At 72.3% G+C, this 16579-nt stretch carries 17 protein-coding genes; 8 read left to right on the top strand and 9 right to left on the bottom strand.

Annotated elements, in window-relative coordinates:
• Positions 1-298: 298 nt before the first annotated feature.
• The gene (locus C6376_RS22305) at positions 299-691 is read right to left on the bottom strand and encodes an ankyrin repeat domain-containing protein (RefSeq protein WP_107445055.1); all 393 of its coding nucleotides are present in this window, start codon (positions 689-691) and stop codon (positions 299-301) included.
• A gap of 263 nt (positions 692-954) precedes the next feature.
• Here C6376_RS22305 and C6376_RS22300 point away from each other — a divergent pair, with 263 nt between their 5' ends.
• On the top strand, positions 955-1149 hold the full coding sequence (locus C6376_RS22300; RefSeq protein ID WP_107445054.1) for a hypothetical protein: 195 nt from the start codon (positions 955-957) through the stop codon (positions 1147-1149).
• A 40-nt stretch (positions 1150-1189) separates the two neighbouring features.
• Entirely contained in the window at positions 1190-2908 is a 1719-nt protein-coding gene (locus tag C6376_RS22295) for a hypothetical protein (RefSeq protein ID WP_107445053.1), read from the top strand.
• Between the two features lie 209 nt (positions 2909-3117).
• Here C6376_RS22295 and C6376_RS22290 read toward each other — a convergent pair whose 3' ends face one another.
• Entirely contained in the window at positions 3118-4617 is a 1500-nt protein-coding gene (locus C6376_RS22290) for a PLP-dependent aminotransferase family protein (protein ID WP_107445052.1), read from the bottom strand.
• A 99-nt stretch (positions 4618-4716) separates the two neighbouring features.
• Here C6376_RS22290 and C6376_RS22285 point away from each other — a divergent pair, with 99 nt between their 5' ends.
• The 4 genes from C6376_RS22285 to C6376_RS22270 all read left to right on the top strand — a co-directional run bounded on the left by C6376_RS22285 (position 4717) and on the right by C6376_RS22270 (position 8225).
• A complete protein-coding gene (locus C6376_RS22285) occupies positions 4717-5409 on the top strand; it encodes a YitT family protein (protein ID WP_107445051.1) in 693 nt (230 codons plus the stop codon).
• On the top strand, positions 5406-6173 hold the full coding sequence (locus tag C6376_RS22280; protein WP_107445050.1) for a glycerophosphodiester phosphodiesterase: 768 nt from the start codon (positions 5406-5408) through the stop codon (positions 6171-6173). Before C6376_RS22285 ends, C6376_RS22280 begins: the two co-directional genes overlap by 4 nt.
• 52 nt (positions 6174-6225) lie before the next feature.
• Positions 6226-7572 carry an MFS transporter gene (locus tag C6376_RS22275; RefSeq protein WP_107445049.1) on the top strand — a complete coding sequence of 449 codons (1347 nt, stop codon included), beginning with the start codon at positions 6226-6228 and terminating at the stop codon, positions 7570-7572.
• A gap of 278 nt (positions 7573-7850) precedes the next feature.
• Complete coding sequence (locus C6376_RS22270) at positions 7851-8225, top strand: RNA polymerase-binding protein RbpA (protein ID WP_020128921.1); 375 nt, start codon at positions 7851-7853, stop codon at positions 8223-8225.
• A 310-nt stretch (positions 8226-8535) separates the two neighbouring features.
• On the opposite strand, the gene fxsA is transcribed toward C6376_RS22270, so the two are convergent.
• The 4 genes from fxsA to C6376_RS22250 form a co-directional block, all read right to left on the bottom strand.
• A complete protein-coding gene (fxsA, locus tag C6376_RS22265; RefSeq protein ID WP_107445048.1) occupies positions 8536-9069 on the bottom strand; it encodes an FxsA family membrane protein in 534 nt (177 codons plus the stop codon).
• 46 nt (positions 9070-9115) lie between these two features.
• Complete coding sequence (locus tag C6376_RS22260) at positions 9116-9952, bottom strand: polyprenol monophosphomannose synthase (protein ID WP_107445047.1); 837 nt, start codon at positions 9950-9952, stop codon at positions 9116-9118.
• Between the two features lie 607 nt (positions 9953-10559).
• Positions 10560-12176 (bottom strand): amidohydrolase, encoded by a 1617-nt coding sequence (locus C6376_RS22255; RefSeq protein ID WP_107445046.1) that lies wholly within the window; start codon positions 12174-12176, stop codon positions 10560-10562.
• Between the two features lie 50 nt (positions 12177-12226).
• Complete coding sequence (locus C6376_RS22250) at positions 12227-12667, bottom strand: Lrp/AsnC family transcriptional regulator (RefSeq protein ID WP_057583720.1); 441 nt, start codon at positions 12665-12667, stop codon at positions 12227-12229.
• A gap of 275 nt (positions 12668-12942) precedes the next feature.
• On the opposite strand from C6376_RS22250, the gene C6376_RS22245 reads away from it, so the two are divergent.
• Complete coding sequence (locus C6376_RS22245) at positions 12943-13413, top strand: hypothetical protein (protein WP_107445045.1); 471 nt, start codon at positions 12943-12945, stop codon at positions 13411-13413.
• Positions 13414-13707: 294 nt separating this feature from the next.
• On the top strand, positions 13708-13905 hold the full coding sequence (locus tag C6376_RS45350; protein ID WP_107445044.1) for a hypothetical protein: 198 nt from the start codon (positions 13708-13710) through the stop codon (positions 13903-13905).
• A gap of 182 nt (positions 13906-14087) precedes the next feature.
• Here the strand turns inward: C6376_RS45350 and C6376_RS22235 are convergent, their stop codons facing one another.
• The 3 genes from C6376_RS22235 to C6376_RS22225 form a co-directional block, all read right to left on the bottom strand.
• A complete protein-coding gene (locus C6376_RS22235) occupies positions 14088-14747 on the bottom strand; it encodes a TetR/AcrR family transcriptional regulator (RefSeq protein ID WP_107445043.1) in 660 nt (219 codons plus the stop codon).
• A 74-nt stretch (positions 14748-14821) separates the two neighbouring features.
• The gene (locus tag C6376_RS22230) at positions 14822-14962 is read right to left on the bottom strand and encodes an SCO1431 family membrane protein (RefSeq protein WP_107445042.1); all 141 of its coding nucleotides are present in this window, start codon (positions 14960-14962) and stop codon (positions 14822-14824) included.
• 91 nt (positions 14963-15053) lie between these two features.
• On the bottom strand, positions 15054-16430 hold the full coding sequence (locus C6376_RS22225) for a peptidase C39 family protein (RefSeq protein WP_107445041.1): 1377 nt from the start codon (positions 16428-16430) through the stop codon (positions 15054-15056).
• Positions 16431-16579: the final 149 nt, after the last annotated feature.

Raw genomic sequence — 16579 nt, 5'->3', positions numbered from 1 at the left:
GACGCAACCGGGGACGTGCATTACCTGGCCGCGTGACAACGCGTCGGGGCGCCCGCCGTTTCCTGCTTGCTGTAGACCATTTTCCTCTGCCTCTCGTCAGTGGCCCATGCGGACCGCGTCACGGCCCGCGCGGTGCGGCAACACCTGCCCAGCCATCGCGTCCGTGAATCACGACGTCATGATGACCCGGCTCTTCTACCTGCCGCGACCGAAATTTCCGGCGGCCCTGTACCGCCTCCCCCGTGGTCGTCTGTTTACCTGGTGGAAAAATTCCCTTGACCTGCTCGGGACCGTCGGCTCATCGCGCGCCGAACAGGTCCAGCAGTTCTGTCCTGCCGAACATGCGGGCCGTGTCGACGGCCGACGGCGTGCCCTGGGAAGGGTCGGCGCCGGCCTCCAGCAGTGCCCTGATCACGTCCGTCTCACCTTTGAAGGCCGCCCCCGCGAGCGGGGTCTGGCCTCGGTCGTTGATCCGGTCGGCCTCGGCGCCACGGGCCAGCAGGGCCCGGACCGCATCGGCGTGCCCGTGGTACGCGGCGAGCATCACGAGGGAGTCGCCCCGGTCGTTGGTGAGGTTGGCCGGGACGCCCGCGTCGACGTACGCCACAAGCTCCTCGGTCTGGCCCTGGCGGGCCAGATCGAAGATCTTGGTCGCCAGCTCCACGACTTCGGGGTCGGGGGCTTCAGTCATCGGCCGGTCCGCCTCTCGCTACAACCGTTCAGGTGAATCGTCAGCGTACTGGCTCGTCGCAGACATGGCCGGACCCGTCGGCTGCGAAGCTCACGAACAGCCCCGTTCGACGCGATTCTCCTGCTCAGGCAGCCCTGCGGACCTTCCACCAGCCGAGGGAAAACACCTGTTTTTCACTCAGTTGCACCTTTTGTCGTATGGATACATCCTGTGACCCTGGAAGTACTCATGGTGACTGTCCCCCGCGAACCAGGAGAACCCAAATGATCCTGTCCATGTCAGGCGTGGTCCTGCTCGGCATCATCGTCTTCCTCTTCTTCCGGAAGGACGGGCTCAAGGCGTCGCACGCCGTGGTCTCGGCCCTCTTCGGCTTCTACATGTCCAGCACGGCCATCGCCCCGAGCATCATGGCCGGCGGCGAGAGTCTGGCCAGCCTCCTCGGCGGCATCAAGTTCTGACGCCGCACGTCCCGTCCGTACGCACCACCAGGAGACAGAAGTGGCCCGGCGCCCCCTCCCCCGCATCCTGAGCACAGGCAGCGCACAGATCGCCCGGAGCAGGGAGCTGGCCCGGACGGCAGCCGACAGCGCCACCGACGTCCTCCATCCGCTGATCACCGTGTCCCGCGGACTGCGCCGGCTGGCCTCGGCCGGGCGGCGCAGGTGGACCGAGACGCCCAAGGACAAACGCGGGCCGCTGCTGTTCCTGACGGCCTCCGTGATCCTTGTCGTCGCACTCGTGCCGTACGGCCCGTTGCTCGCCGTCATCACCCTGGCGGCTGCGGCGGCCTGGCAGGGCAGGGACCGCAACCCAGCGGCTCCCGAAGGCCCCGACGAGTCGCAGATCCAGCGGCTCCAAGTGCTGTACGAGGCCCTGGTCCCGTACTTCTCGACGGCCGACGATCCCACTCCCCTGTACGCCCACGGCGGCGACTGGGAGGAGGCCTTCCCCACACAGGAGTTCGACGACTCGGGCCGCGTGACCCATCTGGTGATCCGCTACCCGGCGTACTTCCCGGACGGCGAGCCCGGCCCGCGCGCGCGGATCGAGCAGCTGCTCGCCGCGAAGTCCGGCCGCGGCCGCGAGTACCTCTTCGTCTGGGACGAGGAGGGCAACGAACTGACGCTCAGCGTGCTGTCCCCCCTCCCCACCGACATCTCCGCCCAGCGCTTCGTCACCGCCCCCGGTGAGACGGTCCTGGGCTTCACCGACCCCGCCGGGGTCCAGCGCACGCTGCCTCTCTCGTTCGGCGAGGACCGGCGTGACGTCCCGCCGGTGGTCTGGCGCACCGGCATCCGCTCGACCGAGCCGCATCTGCTGGCGGTGGGCCGGCCCGGCAGCGGCACGTCGACCCTGCTGCGCTCCATCGCACTGCAGGCCCTCCAGCACGGGGACGTGCTCATCGTCGAGGGCGGCGGCACCGGTGAGTACGCCTGCCTGGCCGGCCGGGACGGCGTCCTGGGCGTCGAGGTCGGACTCTCCGGGGCGCTGGCCGGTCTGGAGTGGGCGGCGGGCGAGACCGAGCGCCGGCTCATCGCCGCCAACAGCGCCCGGCAGGCGGGCGAACCCGCGCCGGAGGACACCAAGCGCCCGCTGTGGATCGTTCTGGACCGGCCCACCGTCTTCACCCATCTGGCCGAGGCGGAGGGCCACCGGGATCCGCAGTCCCTGCTGCAGGTTCCCCTCCGGCACGGCCGCGCGGCCGCCGTCACGGTCGTCGTGGCCGAACAGTTCGACGCCCTGGACTCCCTGAACGAGGCGGTACGACAGCACACACGCGCACGCGTCGTGCTCGGCCCGGCTTCGAGGGAGCAGCTGCAGACGGTCCTCGGCGCGCCCCCGCACACCACTCCGGTCGACGACGTGCCGTCCGGCCGGGGCTACGCCAGGCTGGGCTCCGGGCCGGTGCACCGGCTCCAGGTCCCGGCCACTCCGGACCCGTACGACGACGCGACGAGCGACGCGCACCGGTCGGCCGTGCTCGACCTGCTGCCGCCGCGCTCCGCGCCCGCCGACACCGAGCCGCTGTCGGCGCCGGCGCCGGTCGAGACCCCCGTCGCGAAGGTCGTGATCACCAAGACCGCGGCCGCACCGACCTCGGACCCGCAGACGGCCGTCCCGCAGACTGCCGCCCGGCAGTCCGTCACCCAGGACGCTGCGGCGGCGTCGACCGCGGCGCCGGAAACCGCCGCCGCCGAAGCGGCGGTCGCGGAGTAGGGAACGCACGCCCGGCGGGCAGGCGAGGCGGGACGCACGGCGACAGTGCGGGTGCCGGTGACGCGACCGCCGTGACCCACGGCCGGCCGCACCCCGCTTGCACGTCGTCCGCACCCGGCCGAGCCCTCGCGCCTCGCGCCCCACTCCCTACGCCGCCCCGCCCCGTCCGCCGCCTTACGCCCCACGCCCTACGCCCTACGCCCTACGCCCTACGCCACGAACGTACGCGGCCCCTCGCCCCCCGCCGTCCCTCCGCTCCGCACGATCCGCGCTGCGGCGGACAGGCGGGCGGCCGCCTCTTCCGCCACCGCGCCCCCCACGGTGAACGGCAGCCGTACATAGCCCTCGAAGGCGCCGTCGACGCCGAAGCGGGGCCCCGACGGCACCCGCAGGCCCACCCGTTCCCCCGCCTCGGCCAGCCTCGATCCGGAGAGCCCCCCGGCCCTCACCCAGAGCGTCAGCCCGCCCTTGGGCACGGTGTACTCCCAGTCCGGCAGCTCGCGGCGCAGCGCGGCGACCAGGTCGTCCCGGTTCCCCCGGGCCTGGCTGCGCCGCAGCTCCACCGCCTGCTCCCAGCCTCCGGTGCTGAACAGCCAGTTCACCGCCAGCTGCTCCAGCACCGGCGTGCCCAGGTCGGCGTAGGCGCGGGCCGCGACGAGACTGCGCACGACGTCGGGGGCGGCCCGCACCCAGCCGATGCGCATGCCGGCCCAGAAGGCCTTGCTCGCCGACCCGACCGTGATCACCGTCGAGCCCGCGGGGTCGAAGCCGCACACCGGCCGCGGCATCTCGACGTCGTCGTCGAGCCACAGTTCACTCATGGTCTCGTCGGCCACCAGGACCGTCCCGGCGGATCGGGCGGCCTCCACGAGACGGCGCCGTTGGTCCTCGTCGGCGAGCGCGCCGGTCGGGTTGTGGAAGTCGGCGACGACGTACGCGATGCGCGGCGCGGCGTCCCGCAGCACCTGGCGCCAGCGGTCCATGTCCCACCCGGCCAGTCCGTCCGCCATGGCGACCGGCACCAGACGGGCGCCCGCCTCGCGCATCAGCTGGAGGATGTTGGCGTAGGAGGGCGACTCGACGGCGATGCGCTCCCCACGCCCGCCGAACAGGTGACAGATGGCGTCGATGGCCCCCATCGCGCCCGTCGTGACCATGATCTGCTCGGGCATCGTGGGAATCCCGCGCGCGGTGTACCGCTCGGCGATCATCGTCCGCAGCGCGGGCAGGCCCGCCGGATAGTCCCCGTGCGTGTGGGCGTACGGGGGCAGTTCCTCCAGCGCGCCCTGCACGGCGCGGGTGAGCCACGGCTCGGGCGCGGGCAGGGCCGCGCAGCCCAGGTCGATGATCGAGCCCAGGGCCTCGGGCGGCAGCGGTTCCAGGCCGCGGGCCGGGACCGGGTTGCCCGCCGGAACGGCCGTCCAGCTCCCGGCGCCCCGCCGGGACTCCAGGAACCCCTCCGCGCGCAGCGCCTCGTAGGCGGCGGCGACGGTGGTCCGGCTCACGGACAGGGCGAGGGCCAGTTCCCGTTCGGCGGGCAGGCGCGCGGCGACGGGCACACGGCCCTCCAGCACCAGCAGCCGGACGCCGTCGGCGAGTGCCCGGTAGGCGGGCGGCCGACGCGAGCCCGGGCCCGCCGGGCGGTCCTGCTGGGACTTGAGGAGCCGCGCGAGCTGGGCGGCCCCCACCGCCGAGGTCCACTGCGCCATGAATACCAGTCCACCTTCCCCGAATTGGCCATGGATGACTTCCACTTCCCAGCCACAGAGTGTCACGAGTCAGGCCACTACCACCACTGGGGGCACCTCTTGGAGACCACAGGATTTCTCCGGCGTCCGACGCGGCGACGTCCGGCGCCGGGAAAACTGCCGCGACGGCTGATCCAGCTGTACACCGGCCTCGCGCTCTACGGCGCCAGCTCGGCACTGCTCGTCAAGGCGGGTCTCGGGCTGGAGCCCTGGAACGTGCTGCACCAGGGCCTGGCCGAGCTCACCGGAATGTCGATCGGGGTCGTGACGACCCTTCTCGGCGCGGTGGTGCTGCTGCTGTGGATCCCGTTGCGCCAGCGCCCGGGGCTCGGCACGATCTCCAACGTGCTGGTCATCGGCGTCGTGATGGACGGCACGCTCGCCCTGGTCCCCGAGGCCCACGCGCTCGCCGTGCGCGTTCCCCTGATGGCGGCGGCCGTCGTGCTCAACGGAGCCGCCACCGGCCTCTACATCGCGGCCGCCCTCGGACCCGGCCCGCGCGACGGACTGATGACGGGACTGCACCGGCGCACCGGGCGCTCGATCCGTCTGATGCGGACGACGGTCGAGGCGGCGGTCGTCGTGACCGGGTTCGCGCTCGGCGGCACCATAGGCGTCGGCACCGTGCTGTACGCGGTCGCGATCGGCCCGCTCGCCCAGTTCTTCCTGCGGACGTTCGCCGTCCGCACGCCGGCCGCCGCCAGCACGGTCGTTGCCGCAGGGGCGCCCCGGGGAGCGATACTGCGTGCGTGACCAGCCCCGTACGCCACCCGTACCTCGATCACCCGCGGCCCATCCCGATCGCCCACCGCGGCGGGGCCGCGGACGGCCTGGAGAACACCGTGGCGCAGTTCCGGCGCGCGGTCGAGGCGGGTTACCGCTATATCGAGACCGACGTGCACGCCACTCGGGACGGCCGGCTCGTCGCCGTCCACGACACGACGCTGGACCGGGTGACGGACGGCTCGGGGCGCATCGCCGACCTCCCCTGGTCGGACGTGGCCCACGCGCGCGTGGGCGGCGAGGAACCGGTGCCGCTCTTCGAGGAGCTTCTGGAGACGTTCCCCGAGGTGCGGTGGAACATCGACGTCAAGGCGGAACCCGCCCTGCACCCCCTGCTCGATCTCATCGGCCGTACGGACGCGTGGGACCGCGTCTGCGTAGGCTCGTTCTCCGAGGCCCGCGTCGCCCGTGCCCAGCGGCTGGCCGGCCCTCGCCTCGCAACGTCGTACGGCACCCGGGGCGTGCTCGGCCTGCGGCTGCGCTCCTGGGGTGTGCCCACGCCGCTGCGTCGCTCGGCGATCGCCGCGCAGGTGCCCGAGGTGCGGTCGGGGGTCCAGGTGGTGGACCGGCGTTTCGTCCGCGCCGCGCACGCGCGCGGGCTGCAGGTGCACGTGTGGACGATCAACGAACCCGATCGGATGCACCGGCTCCTGGACCTGGGGGTCGATGGCATCATGACCGATCACATCGACACGTTGCGCAAGGTCATGCAGGACCGGGGCGTCTGGGTCTGACCTCGGCCCGTCGCCCGCGCGCGGGTTCCGGGAGCGGGAAGCGAGGGCACGGGTGGGCATCGACACCGTGCGGACGGCGGCGTCCGAGGAGGCCGCCGGGCGGCGGCGCGAGCAGCGCGGGTGGTATTTCTACGACTGGGCGTGCTCCGTCTATTCGACGAGCGTGCTCACCGTGTTCCTGGGGCCGTACCTGACCTCGGTCGCGAAGAAGGCAGCGGACGCCGACGGGTACGTGCATCCGCTCGGCATCCCGGTCAGCGCCGGCTCCTTCTTCGCGTACTCGGTCTCCCTGTCCGTGATCGTCGCCGTCCTCGTGATGCCCCTCGTGGGTGCCGCCGCCGATCGGTCCGGCCGCAAGAAGCCCCTGCTGGGTATCGCCGCCTATGTGGGCGCCGCGGCCACCGCCTGCATGTTCTTCCTGGGCGGCGACCGCTATCTGCTGGGCGGCGCGCTGCTGGTCGTGGCGAACGCGGCCCAGTCGGTGGCGATGATGCTCTACAACTCCTATCTGCCGCAGATCGCCCCGCCCGAGGAACGCGACGCGGTCTCCTCGCGGGGATGGGCCTTCGGCTATGCGGCGGGGTCGCTGGTGCTGGTCGCGAACCTGGTGCTCTACCTCGCCCACGACTCCTTCGGCGTCTCCGAGTCCGCCGCCGTCCGCATCTGTCTGGCCTCGGCCGGTCTGTGGTGGGGCGGCTTCACGGTGATCCCGCTGCTGCGGCTGCGCGACCGGCCGGCCGCGGTGCGGGAGGCGACGGCTCCGGGGCTGCGCCAGCTCGCCGCGACGGTCCGCGACATGCGCCGCCACCCGCTGACGCTCGCCTTCCTCCTCGCCTACCTGGTCTACAACGACGGCATCCAGACCGTGATCTCCCAGGCCTCGGTCTACGGCTCCGAGGAGCTCGGCCTCAGCCAGGCCACGCTGATCGGGGCGGTCCTGCTGGTGCAGGTGCTCGCCGTGGCGGGCGCGCTAGGCATGGGGCGCCTGGCCCGGGTCTACGGCGCGAAGCGGACGATCCTCGGATCTCTGGTGGCCTGGACGCTCACCCTGGGCGCGGGGTACTTCCTGCCGGCGGGAGCGCCTGCGGCGTTCTTCGTGCTGGCCGGCGCCATCGGGCTGGTCCTCGGCGGCAGCCAGGCCCTCTCCCGCTCCCTCTTCTCCCATCTCGTCCCGCCCGGCAAGGAGGCCGAGTACTTCTCGGCGTACGAGATGAGCGACCGCGGCATGAGCTGGCTCGGGCCGCTGCTGTTCGGTCTCACCTACCAGCTGACCGGCAGTTACCGGGACGCAATCGTCTCCCTGGTGGCCTTCTTCGTCATCGGGTTCCTGCTGCTGGCGCGGGTGCCCGTGCGGCGGGCGATCGGCGACGCGGGGAACCCGGTGCCCGACAAGATTTAGCACTCAGGACGAAAGGGCGGTAGTGTACGCGTTTGGCCTGCCAGGCGTACCGTTACTGCGTGTCAAAGACACCGAAACGCTGGGTGACATCTCCTTTCAGATGTGACAAACCGGGCGCCGGTGGGTACTGCACTGGTTGACAAGGCTGCGGCTACGACGGCGACCCACGACCCGGAACGGGACTCGGTACGGGAATCTTTACCGCCGACCGGACGTTGACCGGATGACGACGACAGCGACACCTGTCCTGTGGGCGACAAGCCCGGGAGGCACGATTCATGAGTGAGCGAGCTCTTCGCGGCACGCGCCTCGTGGTGACCAGCTACGAGACGGACCGCGGCATCGACCTGGCCCCGCGCCAGGCCGTGGAGTACGCATGTGAGAAGGGGCACCGGTTTGAGATGCCCTTCTCGGTCGAGGCGGAGATTCCGCCCGAGTGGGAGTGCAAGGTCTGCGGAGCCCCTGCACTCCTCGTGGACGGCGACGGCCCTGAGGAGAAGAAGGCCAAGCCCGCGCGTACGCATTGGGACATGCTGATGGAGCGGCGGACGCGCGAGGAACTCGAAGAGGTCCTCGAGGAGCGGCTGGCCGTTCTGCGGTCCGGGGCGATGAACCTTGCGGTGCATCCCCGGGACAGCCGCAAGTCGGCATAGGCCCTGCACGGCTGAGGCCGGCTGCACCACACGCACGCCGATGACCGCGGGCGCCGTACGTGAACATGCGTACGGCGCCCGCGGTCTTCGTGCTGCCGTCCGCCTTCCTTCTGCCGCCCGCCTTCGGCCGCCGCGGTCGGCCCGCCGGAGTAGCGGGCCGGCTCAGGCCCGGCGCCCCGGGCCGGGTAACAGGGGCCGGGTGCCGGGACGCCCTCGGGCTGTGCCCGGTGCGCGCCCGGTGCCGGTCAGACGTGGGAGCCGGGAGCCGGCGCCTGCCGCACCGTCTGCCGTTCGTCCCGGGACGAACGGTCTACCGGTCGTCCCGGACGACCTCTCCCTGGACCACCTTGCCGTCGGGGCGGTGGATGCGCGCCTGCTGGAAGGCGTCCCCCAGAGTGCCCGGAGTGGCCGCCGCCACACGCAGTCGGCGCTCGGCGAAGGCGCCGACCGCCTTCTGGACCGGCGGCAGGAGCAGGAGCAGGCCGACCGCGTCGGAGAGCAGGCCCGGGATCATCAGGAGCAGCCCCCCGAGCATCATCAGGCCGTTGCCCCCGCGGCCGGGGGCGGCGCCCCGCTGGAGCGCCTCGTTGAGGTTGCGGAAGGCGCGTCGGCCCGCCCGCTTGATGACCACCGAACCGAGCACGAACCCGGCGACGAGGAGCAGGCACACCACGAGGCCCGAGGACGCTCCGGCGACCATCGTCAGCAGCCAGATCTCCAGCACCAGCCAGCCGGCGAGGCCCAGCGGCAAGAACGTGCGCAGTCGCGAGCGGCGGGGCTGGGGCTGAGGACGGCCTGGGCGGTCGGGGATCGGGTGTACGGGGGTCGGAGCTCCTGTCGTCATGCTTCCAGTGTGCCCGGACCCGGCTCAGAGCGACGTAAGGGGGCGATCAGCCTTCGCTGTGCGACCTGGCGGGCGCCTGCGGACGCTCGGTCCGGCCGGCACTCCGTCCGGTGATCCTGCCGACCCTCTCCCCCACGCCCCAGGCCGTGACCCGCCACAGGGCCTCGACGAGGATGTCGCGGCTCATCTTGGAGTCGCCGTGCTCGCGCTCGACGAAGGTGATGGGGACCTCGACGACATGGAAGCCGCCCTTGACCGCGCGACGGGCCAGGTCGACCTGGAAGCAGTAGCCCTGGGAGGCGACCTCGTCCAGACCCAGCCCCTCGAGGGTCTCGCGGCGGAAGGCCCGGTAGCCGCCGGTGATGTCCCGCAGGGGCAGATCGAGGGCCAGGCGGGAGTAGAGGCTGCCGCCGCGCGAGATGACCTCGCGGGACCTGGGCCAGTTCACCACCCGACCGCCCGGCACCCAGCGCGAGCCGAGCACCAGGTCGGCGCCCTTGAGCGCGGTGAGCAGCCGGGGCAGTTCCTCGGGCTGGTGGGAGCCGTCGGCGTCCATCTCGATCAGCACGCCGTAGTCGTTGTCCAGGCCCCAGCGGAAGCCCGCGAGGTAGGCGGCGCCGAGACCTTCCTTGCCCTTGCGGTGCAGCACCCGGACCTGGTCGTCCGCCGCGGCCAGCTCGTCGGCGAGCCGCCCGGTGCCGTCGGGACTGTTGTCGTCGGCGACGAGGACGTGGGCCTCGGGAACAGCCTCCCGCACCCGGCCGACGATGCTCTTGATGTTCTCCGCCTCGTTGTAGGTCGGGATGATCACCAAGGCCGTACCGAGCGGACCGAACATCCTCCCCCGGTCCTGTGCCGCGAGGGTCCCGTCGCCGTCGTTCACTGCTGCCCCTTCATGTCCGTACGCCGGAGACCACCTTAGTGGGCCCCGGCCTGCGATGACGGGACAGGACGTTCGAACGTCGGTGTCGAACCCACGGAAGCGGGGTAGCAATGTGCTTTTGGGCCTGTATGTACGCACGGGCCCTGCCGTGCGCGCAGGCGCTGCCACCGGCCACGAGCCCTGGCCCGCACGCGTGCGGGACGGCTGCGGATGGGGGCCCGGCGCCCTTCGGGCCGGCCCGGGACCCGCTGGCTGCGGGTCGACCGAAAGCCGTTGTCTACTGAGCAACCGGGCCCCACCCGGGTCACACCTCCCCGACCGTCCGGAACGTTCCCTCGCTGCGGCGCGGGCGCTGAGCCTGGCTGCCAGTGGAGATGCGCCGGTTCGGCACACCGTCCCTGACCCAGCGGCGCCGCGGCGAGTGCGCGGATGTTCCCCGGCGGGGCGTCCGGTGGTGGACTCCGCCGAACCTACCGGCCTTCCGCCGTCAGCTGTCAACAGCGGTGCGACCTGCGGGTCTTTCGTCAACGCGCAGGTCAGCCGGGAGGAGACCCGCAGCGCACGACGACGGGCGGACGGGTGATCTTTTCCGGGTCGCCCCGGGAGATCACTCGCTCGGCCGCACGAACACCGTCCGGCCGCCCACCACGGTGCGCAGACACACCGGGAGGTCGTTGCCGGGCGTCAGATCGGGCAGTCCCGGGGTTCCGGAACGGGGGTCGGTGGACCAACGGGCGACACGGTCGTCCGGGGCCTGGACCACGAGTTCGTCCGTGCGCCAGAGCGCGTAGTCGGCCGGTGCGCCCGGGACCAGCACCCCCGCGTCGTCGCGGCCGACCGCCCGCCAGCCGCCACGGGTGTGCGCGGTGAACGCGGCGCGGGCGGAGACCCGGTGTTCCGGGGTCCGATGGAAGGCGGCGGCGCGCACGGTCCCCCACGGGTCGAGCGGGGTGACCGGGCTGTCGGAGCCGAAGGCGAGCGGCACGCCGGCCCGCAGCAGGGCGGCGAACGGGTTCAGGGTCCTCGCCCGGTCCTCGCCCAGCCGCTGCGCGTACATTCCCTGTTCGCCGCCCCACAGGGCGTCGAAGGCGGGCTGGACGGAGGCGGTGAGTCCCAGTTCGGCGAAGGCGGCGACGGTCTCGGGCGTGAGCATCTCCGCGTGCTCCACACGGTGGCGGGCGGCGCGGATCCGGGCTAGGCCGACCTTCTCGGCGGCGGCGCGGACGCCCTCGACGACGGCCGTGACGGCGGCGTCGCCGATGGCGTGGAAGCCCGCCTGGAGCCCTGCTTCGGTGCAGGCCGTCACGTGGGCGGCGACGTCGTCGGCGTCCAGGTAGGCGGCTCCGGTGTGCCCGGCGTCGGCGTACGGAGTGTGCAGACAGGCGGTGTGGGAGCCGAGGGCTCCGTCGACGAACAGGTCCCCCGCGGCTCCGAGGGCTCCGAGCTCGCGGGCCTTGTCGACGTCGCGCTCCGCCCAGTAGCCGACGACGCGGGGGCCGGGCGTCCGGGCGGCGAGCCGAAGCAGGTCGGTGAAGTCGTCCTCGGAGGAGATCTCCGGGCCGGCGCACTCGTGGACGGATCCGATGCCGAGCGAGGCGGCGTGCGCGAGGGCGGTGCGCTGGGCCTCGGCGCGCTGGGCGGGCGTCACGGCTGCGAACGCGGCGGCGCGGACGGTGTGGTGGGCGTCGCGGGTGAGCGGATCTTCGTCGGCGAAGCCTGCCGCGTCCCGGGCCCGGGGGGCGAGTGCCAGCAGGGCGGTGGTGACCGCGGCCGAGTGGACGTCGATCCGGCTGAGGTAGAGCGGCCGGCCGCCGGCCGCCTCGTCCAGTTCCGCGCGCCGGGGCGGGCGGCCCTCCGGCCAGCGGGAGGCGTCCCAACCATGGCCCAGCAGCACCTTGTCCTGCGGGCGGGACACCGCGAACTCGCGCACCAGGGCGAGGGCGGCCGCCAGGGATGGCGCCGCGGACAGGTCGAGTCCGGTGAGCGCGAGGCCGGTGGACGTGGTGTGCACATGGGCGTCGGTGAACGCCGGGGTGACGAGGGCTCCGTCCAGGTCGACCACCTCGTCGACGCCGCCGGCGAAGGCGTCGGCGGCGCCCTCGGAGCCGACCCAGGCGACCTGACCGCGTTCGACGACCATCGCGGTCGCGAAGGGATCGGCGGGGCTGTGGACCTCTCCTCGGCGGAGCAGGACGGTCTTGGGCTCGGGGGCGTGCTCGCTCATGGAGAACAGTCTCGCGCTTCCCCGGGGGCGCCCGTCCCCCAGGGGGCTCCTCAGATCCGCGGCGGCCGGGCCTCGTAGGGGGTGGACAGGACGACCGTCGTCCTCGTCGACACTCCCGCGAGCGCCCTGAGCCGCCCCAGCAACTCCTCCAGCTCGTGCGGGGTGGCCACGCGCACCTTGAGGATGTAGTTCTCGTCGCCGGCCACGCTGTGGCAGGCCTCGATCTCGGGCACGTCCGCCAGCCGCTCGGCGATGTCGTCGGGGGCGCTGGGGTCGAACGGCTTCACCGAGATGAAGGCGGTCAGGGGCAGCCCGACGGCCTCCGAGTCGACGACGGCCGCGTATCCGCGGATGACGCCGCGCTGTTCCAGCCTTCGCACCCTCTGGTGCACGGCAGATGTGGACAGGCCCGTGGCCTTGCCCAGATCGGTGTAGCTCATCCGCCCGTCCTTGACGAGCAGCTGCACGATTTGTCGGTCCAGCTCCTCCATGGCGCAAGAACTTACAGGCAGCGCGATCTCCGCGTATACCTATGCAGCGCAGGTCATACCCCGTTTGTGATGTGTCCGGAGCGGGCCCGCGCGACGACCGGGCGCCGCGCGGGAGCGTTCGCGTGCGGGGCACCTGCGAGCGGCATGTGACGAATGCCACAGCACTCGTGAACGCTTCGTGATGCCCCGGTGGTTACCGCCGGGACGGGCAGGGAAGTGCTTGCTGTGGTCGAGACCGCACTGCCGTCACGACCCAGCCCGAGGGGGAGAAGCACATGCAGAGTCCCAAGCGCCCTGGTCGCACCGCGCCCAAGCGGCTCCAGTCCGTCGGCGAGCCCGAGCCGGAGGGCGTCGAACCCTTCGACGCCGACGGCTTCGACGGTGACGCCGCCGAGCACGTCGACGCGTACGACACCTTCGAGATGTACCGGGTGATCTGCCCTGACTGCGCGCAGCCCATCGCGCTGCTCGCGGACGAGGAGAGCCTTCCGGAGCACGCGCTGTGCGCCTCTCCGTGGAATCCGTTCGGACTCACGGTCTGCGCCGGCACGGGGCGCTCGGCGGCCGAGGCCCGTCCCGCGGACGAGTCCGCGGAACTCCAGGGGCAGGACACCGCGCTCCTGCTGACGCTTCCTCAGGGGCTGGACTGGCGTACCCAGCCCTTCTCGCACGTCGGCGGCCCGGGTTCGCGCCCGATGCGCGTGCCCGCGATGCGCGCCCCGGCGACGCGCCGCGCGGCCGCCTGAGCGGCGTTGCCGCACCCGCCGCCGCGGCTCGACTCCCGTGACAGGACTGCACCATGGCCGGCCTCGGGCCGTGGTGCGGGATCGGCGCGCCCTCACCGACCGGGACGGCGACGTCCGTGACGGACGCCGGCACGGACGTCTCAGCGGCCCCCGGGAGCACATCCCGAACTCACGCGCGCCCCTGCCCGCCGGTGACCGGGTCGCGCGGACCCGCGTTGCCCTGGTATGGCACCCACCAACTCGGCTGCTCCCGGGCGTCACCATCGGCTCTCCGCACCGGTACGTCCGGAGCCCGTGAACGCAGAATCGGTTCCGCTGACTCCGCCGCCCCCTCAGGACCCGCCCATCTACCGCGACCTGCTGCGGACTTGGGCCGACCGGGGCCGCACCCTGCCGGGGCGTCATGACCCGGAGTGGGTGCGGCTCGCCGCGCCGCAGGTACGGAGGGGACAGTTCAGCGGCCTCGCGAATCCAAGGGACGAGGGGCGATGACCCGCCGAACGGCGGACCGTGTCAGGGCGATCGGGTAGCCCACCGGCCGGGTCGCGGCCGGGGCGTAGGCCCGTCAGCCCTCACACCCGCGCGGCCCCCTCGGCAGGTCCGCACCGCCGGCGGGTGGGGTCGCCGTGCGGCGCGCACCGCCGGCGGTGCGCGCCGTGCGCATGCCCTGCCTGTCAGCCCTCGCGCCGGGCCGGCTTCGGCGCCGGGAAGGCCGGGTCGAGGTCCTCGATGGCGCGCAGGGCGCCCCCCAGGGTCTTCACCAGCAGCTCGACCATGACCGCACGGGTGAGCTCGGGACGGTCGATCCACTCCAGCGTGACCCCCTCGACGCTGCACACCCAGGCGAGCAGACCCATGCGCGGCAGCGGCGGCACGTCACTGCGGCCGTACGCACCCTCGGCGATGGTCGCCACGATCGCCGCGCGCACGCCGTCCCGGATGCCGTGGACCTCGGTGTCGAAGCCGACGCCGCCGCTCACGATCGTGCGGTAGGCGGCCTGGTTGTGCTCGGCATAGCGCAGATAACCGTCGATGGTGCGCTGCACCCGGTCCACCTGGGGCAGTTCGAGGCCGCTCGCCGCGAAGGTGACCAGATCGGCGACGGAATCCTGGATGATGGCCAGGTAGTAGCCGCGCTTGGACTGGAAGTAGTAGTAGATCAGCCCCTTGGCGACATGCGCCTGCCGGGCGATGTCGTCCATCGAGAGCGCGTCGTAGGACGTGTCGGCGAACAACTTCCGGCCGATGGAGATGAGTTCGGCGCGACGCGCCAGTGAGCGCTCGGTGCCGCGCGCCCGGGGACGTACGACTTCGCGCTGTTCACTGATATTCAATTTCGACCCTGGTCTCGGGCAGTCGGCGGGACATCCGCAGTATGTCAGGTCAACCGTGTGTCAGGTCACACCCGTCAGAGCAGCCCGAGCTGGGTGACCAGCATCGCGAAAACCGCGACGAGGACCCAGCCCAGGGCGTGCTCCAGGATCTTCGGGCCGTCGGTTTCGGGGCCGCCGGTACGGGTGCGGGTGACAGTGGCTGTCTGAGCGGTCATGGTGTCTCGCTGAAGTCGGACGTACTGGTGGATCCCCCCACCGATCCGTCCACCCTGCCACCCGCCGGGTCTTTTGTGGCAGAGATCTTGCTCACATCCGGATTCCCACCGCCGTCAGAGCCTGGCGCTGGCGGGCGCTCGGACGTGCCGGGAAGTAGAGGTAGCAGACGCCGCCCGTGCCGGAGACCACCTTGCCCGTCGCGTTGCGACGCCTGGTCCTGAGCCAGATGTCCTCGAACTCCCGCCGCGGGTACACCCGCCGCACCGCCGCGTCGTCCGCCGAGAACGGGTCGTTGGCGATCACGTCGCCCTCGGCGGTGAAGCCGATCACGGTCATCAGATGCCCGGAGGTCCCGTAACCCGCTCCGGTGAGCTCCCCCTTGAGGAAGGACTGTGACGTCATGGCCGGGATGCCCGCGCCGATCAGCGTCTCGAGGTCGGTGAGGGAGCCGAGCCGGGTGACCACGCCCTGCAGGTCCTCGAAGGTGGCCGCATAGGCCGCGTTGAACGGCCAGTTGCCACAGCCGGCGTACTGGTGGTCGTAGGTGTGGCGGGCCGCGTGGCACACCTGCGGGTCGGCGTAGGAGGGGTCGACCCACGCGAGCTGCTCGTCGGTGAGCCGGCCGCCCCAGTACTCGACGATCATCTGCGAGGAGGTGGGGCTGCACCAGGCCTCGCCGCCGCTGTCGTACTCGGGGTACTGGCCCTGGTGGATCTCCTGCGAGTAACGGGGCACGCGCAGTTCCCGCGCCAGGCCGGGCACGGAGGCCGGCACGGTGAAACGGTCCGGCACGTCGGAACCCATCGCCCCGAGCCGCCACACGGTCGGCGTGACCTTCGTGCCGGGACGGCGATACAGGGTGAGGCGGAGGCGGTACGCGTCGAGCCGCAACCCGCTCGCGGCGTCGTCGATCGCGAGGGTGTCGGTCCATACGGTGCTTGTGCCGTCGGTCTGGCCGTCGACCGAGCACCGCTTGATGTCCTGGTCCCCGGAGGCCCAGCGTCCCATGACGTACCAGGGGGTGTCCGTGCCGTCGGAGTACGTGCCCCGGAACTCGACCTGGAGCCAGCTGCCGGCCGGGGTGCTCGCGTTCCAGGAGGCGATCGCCTCCGTGGCGGGGACGGTGAGCCGGTGCAGGGGCGACGTCCAGGTCGCGTACTCCCACGACGCGGTCGTGCCGCTGTGCCGGTCGGTGTGATCGACGACGCCGAGCGGGGTGGCGATGGAGACCCCCGGGCGGACCCCCGCCAGGGCACGGGTGCCCTCGGCGAGGCCGGAGCGCCAGTCGGCGTAGGTCGTCCAGCCGCGGTAGTCGACGGTTCGGGACGGCGCCGCTTCGGCGTCCGCCGCCCCGGTCGCCTCGGCGGCGGACGCGGCCGACGCGGAGGGGCACGACCCCCCGGCGACCGCGGCGGCGACCGTGGCGGCGAGGACCGTTCTGCGGGACGGCTGTTCGACTCTGCTCAAGGGTCTGCTCATGGGTGGACGCTCCCGAGGGTCTGTGCGGTCCGTACGACTCTGTACAGCCCGGTGTCGCTCCGCGGCTGTCCGGCCACTATGGGGCGAGCCGCACGCGGCTTCCAGCAGGTGGGCCCGTGCCACGCCCACCACCATCG

Source organism: Streptomyces sp. P3 (assembly GCF_003032475.1).
Classification (GTDB): domain Bacteria; phylum Actinomycetota; class Actinomycetes; order Streptomycetales; family Streptomycetaceae; genus Streptomyces.
The sequence above is the reverse complement of the archived record's forward strand: the minus strand, read 5'-3'. Positions and strand labels throughout refer to the sequence as shown.